The organism is Streptomyces verrucosisporus (genome assembly GCF_017114865.1).
GTDB lineage: Bacteria > Actinomycetota > Actinomycetes > Streptomycetales > Streptomycetaceae > Streptomyces > Streptomyces fenghuangensis.
Map to the genome: position 1 here is coordinate 22314 of NZ_JADEYH010000045.1, position 6874 is coordinate 29187.

Genomic DNA, 6874 nt, shown 5'->3' on the forward strand with positions numbered 1-6874 from the left:
CAACCCAGAAGATGCGTTTCCCGTGGCTGGAAGTCGACCATGGCCCGGGCGGGCCGACCGGGCCGCCCGCGGCAGACGGTGGAGGGGAGACGGACGTGCCGGATCAGGACGGCTGGGATCTGCTGGTCAGAAGAGACGACCTCACGGCGACCGAGGTGCGCCCGGCCGCGCCGGCGGCCCCGCTGCGGCCCGGCCAGGTGCGACTGGCGGCCGAGCGGTTCTCCCTGACGGCGATCACCGCCACCTACGCGCGCCTCGGCGAGTCCGAGCTGCCGTTCTTCAACGCGTTCCCCGGCCCCGAGGGCCACGGCCGCGTTCCGGCCTGGGGCTACGCACGGGTCGAGCAGTCCCGGCACCCGGATGTCGCCGAGGGGACCCGCTGCTTCGGTTTCCTGCCGCTGTCGACCCACGTCGTACTCACCGTCTCACCGGTGGCCGGGGGCTTCGCCGACACCGCCCCCGAACGGGACTACCTGCACCCCTGGTACCGCCGGTACCAGTTCGCCGCGGAGCCCGATGTCCTGGACGACCACCGGGTTCTGCTGCGGCCCCTGTATCCCGCCTCGTTCGCCCTCGCCGAGTTCCTGACCAGCACGGTCCCGGACGGGACCGTGCTGGTCACCAGCGCGTCCAGCAAGACCGCCGTGGGGACGGCGGCCCTGCTGGCGGACTGGGAGGGCATCACCACCGTCGGGATCACCTCCTCCCGCCACCTGCGGTCCGTGCGGGAGCTGGGCCACTACGACCGCCTGCTGACCTATGAGGAGCTGCCCCGCGCGCAGGTGCCCGAGTCCGCCGTCCTCGTCGACTTCACGGGCCAGGCCGAGCGGCTGTCCTCGGTCTACGAGCGGTTCGGCGCCGTGCTGGAGGACGCGCTGCTCGTCGGCTACACGCACCCCGGCGCGCGGATCGAGCCCCCCGAGGGGCTGAGCGACCCCGAGCCGTGGATCTTCTTCACTCCCTCGGAGGAGGAGCGGTTCGCCGAGAAGGAGGGCGAGGAGTCCTACCGGTCCCGGTACCGCGCGGCCGAGGAACGCTTCGTCCGGGACGCGCCCTCGTGGCTGGCCGTCGACCGGCGCAGTGGCCCCGAGGCGCTCGCCGGCGCCTACCGCTCGCTGATGGCCGGTGAGATCCCGGCCCGCAGCGGCATCGTGGTCGCCCCCCGCTGAGCCGCTTTCCGCCGTCCTCGCCGCCCCTCGTCCACCGGACCACGGCTGAGTCTCCCCGCTCCCGCCCCGGTCCCCCGCCCCCGTGTCCGCCCACCCCGAACGGAGCACACCACCGTGACCCAGAGCCTCGACAGACCTGTCACACCGCCCCGACCGGACCTCCTCGACGCCCCCCCGGACCGCCCGGCCCGAAGGGGTTGGTTCGGCCGGTACTACACCATCCCGCTCGCCGTCGCCGCGGCCGCCTACCTGCTCTACCAGCTTCCGCCGTACCTCACGTTCGACCCGGCGAACACGCACATCCCCATGCAGTTCCCCCTGCACTACGCCGTCCTGGCCGGGCACGTCATGACCGGTGCGATCACGCTGGTCACGCTGTGTCTTCAGCTGTGGCCGTGGCTGCGCCGCAACCACCCGGCCGTCCACCGCTGGAGCGGCCGGCTGTATGTGTTCGCCGGTGCGCTGCCCTCCGCGGCGCTGGCCCTGGTCATGTTCCCGTTCTCCTTCCCCGCGGGCAGCGTGGCCGTGCTGATGTCCGGTGTGATGTGGGCGGTGACGGCGGTGGTCGGCTGGGTGCGGGCCCGGCAGGGCCGGTACGCCGAGCACCGCCGCTGGATGCTCTACAGCTTCGCGATCGTGTGGGGCCAGACTGTGTGGGGCCTGGTCATCGGGCTGACGCTTTTCCGGCTGCCGTTCGCCATCGACATCACCTACATCTCCGAGTCGGCCCGGTGGGTCGGCTGGGTCGGCAACCTCGTACTCGTCCACTGGTGGCTGGAGCGGACCGCCCGGCGCGGCCAGGGGCCCGTGGTCACGGGGCGTCGTTCCTGAACAGGCTCCGCGGCGCACCGCTACGGCCGGCCCCCGCCCCCCGGAAGCCCGGGGGGCGGGGACCGGCCGTAGCGCTATGCCGTGCGCACGGCCGTGATCAGGACGGTGGAGCCGACGCCGGACTCGTCCCGGATCTCCAGGCCCGCGTCCGCGAGCCACTTCCTTATGTCGGCGGGCTCGAACAGGAGCATGCCCGCGGGCCGGCTGGGGAAGTGGTGGGAGCGCTGGAAGTAGCGGTCGACGGGGTCGTCGGCCCACCTGAAGGTCATCAGGGTGAACGTGCCGCCCGGCTTGAGGCAGCGGCCGACCTCGGCGATGGCGGTGTCCGCCTGCTCGGGGAAGGCCTGCAGGGCGTTCCAGCAGTTCACCGCGCCCAGGCTGGCGTCCCCGAAGGGAAGGCCGAGGGCACTGGCGATCACGGCCGGCACCTCGGGCAGGCGCCCGCGCAGCGTGTTGAGCATGGGCAGGCCCAGGTCCAGCGCGATCAGACGGTCGGCCCCGACCGCCTGCTCCAGGACGGCCGTCCAGCGCCCGGCGCCCGCGGCGAGGTCGAGCACGGGACCGTCCACAGGGCGGGTGTGGGAGAGCAGGTAGGCGTCCTCGTCGGCCGGCGTGAGGTCGTCGTTCCAGTTCATGCCCGATATCCGCAGAAACGCGGGACGCAGGACGGACTCGTAGTACACGCCCATGCTCGGCATGGCGGCGAGCTTCTGCAGCAGGTCCGCCGTGTCGTCGTCGTCCGTCGCCCGGGAGCCGGTCGCCCCGCCGGACAGGTCCAGCATGCCCTGGGCGAGGGGGAAGGAGGTGGAGCACGCCCCGCAGCTCACCTTGCCGCCGGTGAAGTCGAGCCGGCCTCGGCAGGAGGGGCAGCGCAGCGCGTCGGCGTGCCGGGCGAACGCCCCGGCGCCGGGGCCGGAGGCCCGTCCGGGGGCGGCCCCGGCGGGCGCGGCCGGGTACGAGGTCTCCAGGGCCGAACCGTGGCGGACGGCCCAGTACGCCTTCATGCCGGAGTAGGCCAGGACGGTGCGGGTGTCGTTGTTCCAGTTGGCCGTGACCTGCTCGTGGGTCAGTGCCTGTATCTGCCCCTTGTCGAAGCCGCGCTCGTCGTCGTTCAGGTACCACGCGGCGGGCGAGGGCCAGCACCGGCCAAGGTCGGGATCGTCCGGATCCAGGGTGCGCAGGGCCCTCTCCAGGCGGGTGAGGTCCTCCTTGCCGACCGCGAGGTCCTCACTGGCGGCGGCGGCCAGGACGCGGTCGCGCTCGCCGGGGAAGTGCGACAGCAGGTACAGCAGGGCGGTTGTCAGGGGCGTGCCGGCGCCGCTGTGGCCGAGCAGTTCCAGGTAGCGCTCCACCCCCCGGCGTACGGCGGCCGTCACCGGGCCGTCCGCCCGGGGGTGCTCGGACTCCGCGAGCAGGCCCAGCAGGACCGCCAGATACCCCCTGCGCCGGTCGTCGACCGAGTCCATCAGGGCCACCAGGGCGGGCACCGCCCGCACCGCCGCGCCCTCGGGTGCTTCCTGCCCCCACACGGAGCCGGCCAGGCGGAGGAACTCCGCCGCGAGCCGGTCGTCCGGGGCTTGGGCGAAGGCGTCCAGGGGAACGGCGGGGGCCGGGGCCGTCGACCAGGTCGTCATGTGCGGGTCCTTTCGGGAGAGTCGGGTGGGGCCGGGGCCGGCGGTTCGCCGTGGTGCCCGCGGGCCGCTTCCGGGACGCCCCGGAGGCGGGGAGGGCCGACTCGCGGACGGGCCCGCGGTGTGGTGGGTGCCCGGCCGCTCCGGAGCGGGCCGTACGGGGCGCGCGGCGAGAACGGCCGGTCGGGGAACCGCCCGTACCCCCCTGGGGCGGGGGGGGGGAAGGGCCGCCCCAGGGGGGTACGGGCCTCGGCGGCCGGGGGACCAGACCAGCTTCGGGGCAGCCATCCGACCTCCGCATCTCGTGGATTGCGGTGTCGGGACGCGACGTGGCGCGGCGGGGCGCGGTGGACCCCGCTCGTCCACCGTGCCCCGCCGCGCCGATCCGGCTCAGGACTTCGCCAGGTGCTCCTCCAGGCAGTCGAAGAAGCTCTTCCAGCCCTCCCTGGCCTCCTCGGTCTTGTCCGCCTCCAGCCGGCTGAGCTGGCGGAAGGTCATCTCCGTGCCGCCGTCGCGGTCGGCGAAGGTCACGGTGGTCAGCTCGTCGGTGCCTCCGTCCCGCGAGGTGTCGTCGTCGTTGAGGTCGATCGTGCTGAACACCAGGCGCTCGTTCTCCACCACCTCGCGGTAGACACCGGCGAACGGGAACTCACCGGCCTCCTCGGAGGCCATCGTGGCCTTCCACTCCCCGCCGGAGCGGACGTCGAGGGAGACCGTGGAGGGGTCGGTGGCGAAGCCGCGGGGCCCCCACCACTGAGCGAAGCGCTCCGGTTCGGTCCAGGCCCGGTAGAGCTCCGCCCGGGGGGCGTCGAAGACGCGGGTGATGGCGATCTCGTTCAGGGACGTCGTCTGGGTCATGATGGCTGCTGCCTTCGGCGGTTCACAGGGAGGGGGCGGTCCGGGTGCGGTGTGGGCCGGGTCAGTCTTCCTCCGGCGCGTCGAACAGCGGCCGGATCTCGACGCCGCCGTCGTGCACCGGAACGAACCTGGCGATCTCCAGGGCGTGGTCGATGTCCTTGGCCTCCAGCACGAAGGTGCCGCCCAGGGAGTGCTTGCCCTCGGCGAACGGGCCGTCGGCGACAGCGCCGGCCCGCACGGTCTTCGCCGTTCCGGCCGGCTGGAGGGCCAGGCCGTTGAGGATCTTTCCGCCGAGTTCCTCCACCTTGCCGGGGAAGGCCTCGTGGGCGTCGAGAAGCTCCTTGGGGGCGTTGTCCCATCCGCCGGGGATCTCCGCCTCGTAGATGAAGACCGCGTACTGAGCCATGGGGCTGTCCTTCCTGCGTCTGTCGTGCGTGGTCACGCGCACCCGCGGCGTCGGCCCGCGCTCGCATGGTGTCGCCCCATCCACCCTTCCGCGTCACCCCCGGTGTCCTCATCTTCCAGATTGCTCTCCTCGCAGTCGCCCCCCGGGCACGCGGGCCGGGGGCGGGGCGGAGCGCAATTCCAAAGATGCGCCGGGCCGGGCACCGCAGCGACGCTGACCGCATGAGTGACTTCACGAACAGGACGTACTTCATCACCGGTGGCGGCAGCGGCATCGGCCTGGCCACGGCCCGTCGTCTCCTCGACGAGGGCGCGAACGTGGTGATCGCCGGCCGCGGCGCCGAACGGCTCGACACCGCCGCCAAGGAACTCGGCGGCGGCGACCGCGTGCTGGCCGTGACCGTGGACGTGTCGCGCCCGGCCGAACTGGAGGCCGCGTTCGAGCGGGTGCGCGAGCACCTCGGCACCCTGCACGGGGTGTTCGCCAACGCGGGCGTCAGCCTCAACGCGCGCACGGCCGACGTGACCGAGGCGGACTTCGACCAGGTGGTCGGCACCAACTTCAAGGGGACGTTCTTCACCGTCCAGAAGGCCCTGCCCCTGCTGGCCGAGGGTTCCTCCGTGGTGCTCAACTCCTCCTGGCTGGTGCACCGGGGCATGGGGCCGGGCTCGGTCTACGCGGCGAGCAAGGCCGCTGTCCTCAACCTCCCCCGCACCCTCGCCCCGGACCTGGCCGAGCGCGGCATCCGGGTCAACGCCGTCACCCCGGGGCATATCCGGACCGAGATGTTCGACACCGTCGCGCCGGTCGAGGAGGTCCGGGAGTTCTTCCGCGGCCAGGTGGCGCTGGGAACCCTGGGCGCCCCCCGGGACATCGCCGAGGCGGTGCTGTTCCTGCTGTCGCCGAGGTCGGCGTACGTCACCGGTCAGGAGTTCGTCGTGGACGGCGGCCTTACCGGTTCCGTCCCCGCCTGACCGGGCGCGGTACCGCGCTGCCGCCCGCCCGCGGCCGGTCCTCTGCGTGCCTTCCGCCGCCGGCGGGCGTCCCACCCCCGTCCACGAGCACCTGTTGGGAGACTTGCCTTGAAAATCGGCCTGGCCATCGCGGACTACTCCTGGGAGGGCGGAGCGCCGCGGATGGCGGAAACCCTCGCGGCCCTGTCCCGCTCCGCCGACGACGCGGGCTTCGATGTCATCGGCGTCGCCGACCACGTGTGGCAGGGCCCCCATATGGGCGGTCCCGAGCAGCCCATGCTGGAATGCTTCACCACACTGGCGACCGTGGCCGCCCATACCCGGCGCATCCGCCTCATGCCGCTGGTGGCGGGGGCGCACTTCCGCGCGCCCGGACTGCTGGCCAAGACGGTGACCACCCTCAACGTCCTCTCCGGCGGCCGGGCCGACCTCGGCATCGGCGCCGGCTGGTACGAGGAGGAGGCGCTCGGCCTCGGTATCGGCTTCCCCGCGGTGAGGGAGCGCTTCGAACTGCTGGAGGAGGCCGTCCGTGTCTGCCTGCGCATGTGGGAGGGAGAACGGGGGGACGAGAAGCCCTTCGACGGCGTCCACAACCGGCTGGAGCGTCCCCTGAACGTTCCCCAGAACCTCACCCGTCCCAGGATCATGATCGGCGGCGGCGGCGAGCGGAGGACCCTGCGTCTGGTCGCCCGCTACGCGGACGCCTGCAACCTCTACCCGGGGCCGGAGCTGGCCGGGAAGCTGGAGGTGCTGCGCCGGCACTGCGAGACGGAGGGCCGGGACTACGACACGATCGAGAAGACCTGCGTGATGCCCTTCACCGTGACCGACCGCGCCTCGGCCGACGAACTGGCCGGGGTGCTGCGCGGGCTCGGTGAACTGGGTGTGCGGCGGGTGATAGGCATCCTGGCGGGGCCCGGTCAGCTCCGGCAGGCCGACCTGGTCGGGGAGCGGGTGCTGGGCGCCGTCGCCGACGCCTGACCTCCGCCCGCGCGAGACCGCGCA

General features: G+C 73.0%; 7 protein-coding genes. 4 read left to right on the forward strand and 3 right to left on the reverse strand.

Annotated elements, in window-relative coordinates; all coding sequences use genetic code 11:
• The first annotated feature begins 95 nt into the window (after positions 1-95).
• Positions 96-1169, forward strand: a complete 1074-nt coding sequence (locus tag IQ279_RS26475) for a DUF2855 family protein (RefSeq protein WP_206351852.1) — start codon at positions 96-98, stop codon at positions 1167-1169.
• 114 nt (positions 1170-1283) lie between these two features.
• Positions 1284-2000 carry a DUF2306 domain-containing protein gene (locus IQ279_RS26480; protein ID WP_206351853.1) on the forward strand — a complete coding sequence of 239 codons (717 nt, stop codon included), beginning with the start codon at positions 1284-1286 and terminating at the stop codon, positions 1998-2000.
• 74 nt (positions 2001-2074) lie between these two features.
• On the opposite strand, the gene IQ279_RS26485 is transcribed toward IQ279_RS26480, so the two are convergent.
• From IQ279_RS26485 to IQ279_RS26495, 3 genes are all read right to left on the reverse strand, one after another.
• Positions 2075-3634 carry a class I SAM-dependent methyltransferase gene (locus tag IQ279_RS26485; protein WP_206351854.1) on the reverse strand — a complete coding sequence of 520 codons (1560 nt, stop codon included), beginning with the start codon at positions 3632-3634 and terminating at the stop codon, positions 2075-2077.
• 387 nt (positions 3635-4021) lie between these two features.
• Positions 4022-4489 (reverse strand): SRPBCC family protein, encoded by a 468-nt coding sequence (locus IQ279_RS26490; RefSeq protein WP_206351855.1) that lies wholly within the window; start codon positions 4487-4489, stop codon positions 4022-4024.
• Between the two features lie 61 nt (positions 4490-4550).
• The gene (locus IQ279_RS26495) at positions 4551-4895 is read right to left on the reverse strand and encodes a YciI family protein (protein WP_206351856.1); all 345 of its coding nucleotides are present in this window, start codon (positions 4893-4895) and stop codon (positions 4551-4553) included.
• 221 nt (positions 4896-5116) lie between these two features.
• Between IQ279_RS26495 and IQ279_RS26500 the strand changes: the two genes are divergently transcribed.
• Both IQ279_RS26500 and IQ279_RS26505 read left to right on the forward strand, forming a co-directional pair.
• Positions 5117-5869 (forward strand): SDR family NAD(P)-dependent oxidoreductase, encoded by a 753-nt coding sequence (locus IQ279_RS26500; protein ID WP_206351857.1) that lies wholly within the window; start codon positions 5117-5119, stop codon positions 5867-5869.
• A 108-nt stretch (positions 5870-5977) separates the two neighbouring features.
• Complete coding sequence (locus IQ279_RS26505; protein WP_241028800.1) at positions 5978-6850, forward strand: LLM class F420-dependent oxidoreductase; 873 nt, start codon at positions 5978-5980, stop codon at positions 6848-6850.
• Positions 6851-6874: the final 24 nt, after the last annotated feature.

Bases quoted from the DNA above. Each gene is read 5' to 3' on its own strand.
- IQ279_RS26485 (WP_206351854.1), bottom strand. From the start codon at position 3,634: ATGACGACCTGGTCGACGGCCCCGGCCCCCGCCGTTCCCCTGGACGCC.
- IQ279_RS26490 (WP_206351855.1), bottom strand. From the start codon at position 4,489: ATGACCCAGACGACGTCCCTGAACGAGATCGCCATCACCCGCGTCTTC.
- IQ279_RS26495 (WP_206351856.1), bottom strand. From the start codon at position 4,895: ATGGCTCAGTACGCGGTCTTCATCTACGAGGCGGAGATCCCCGGCGGA.
- IQ279_RS26500 (WP_206351857.1), top strand. From the start codon at position 5,117: ATGAGTGACTTCACGAACAGGACGTACTTCATCACCGGTGGCGGCAGC.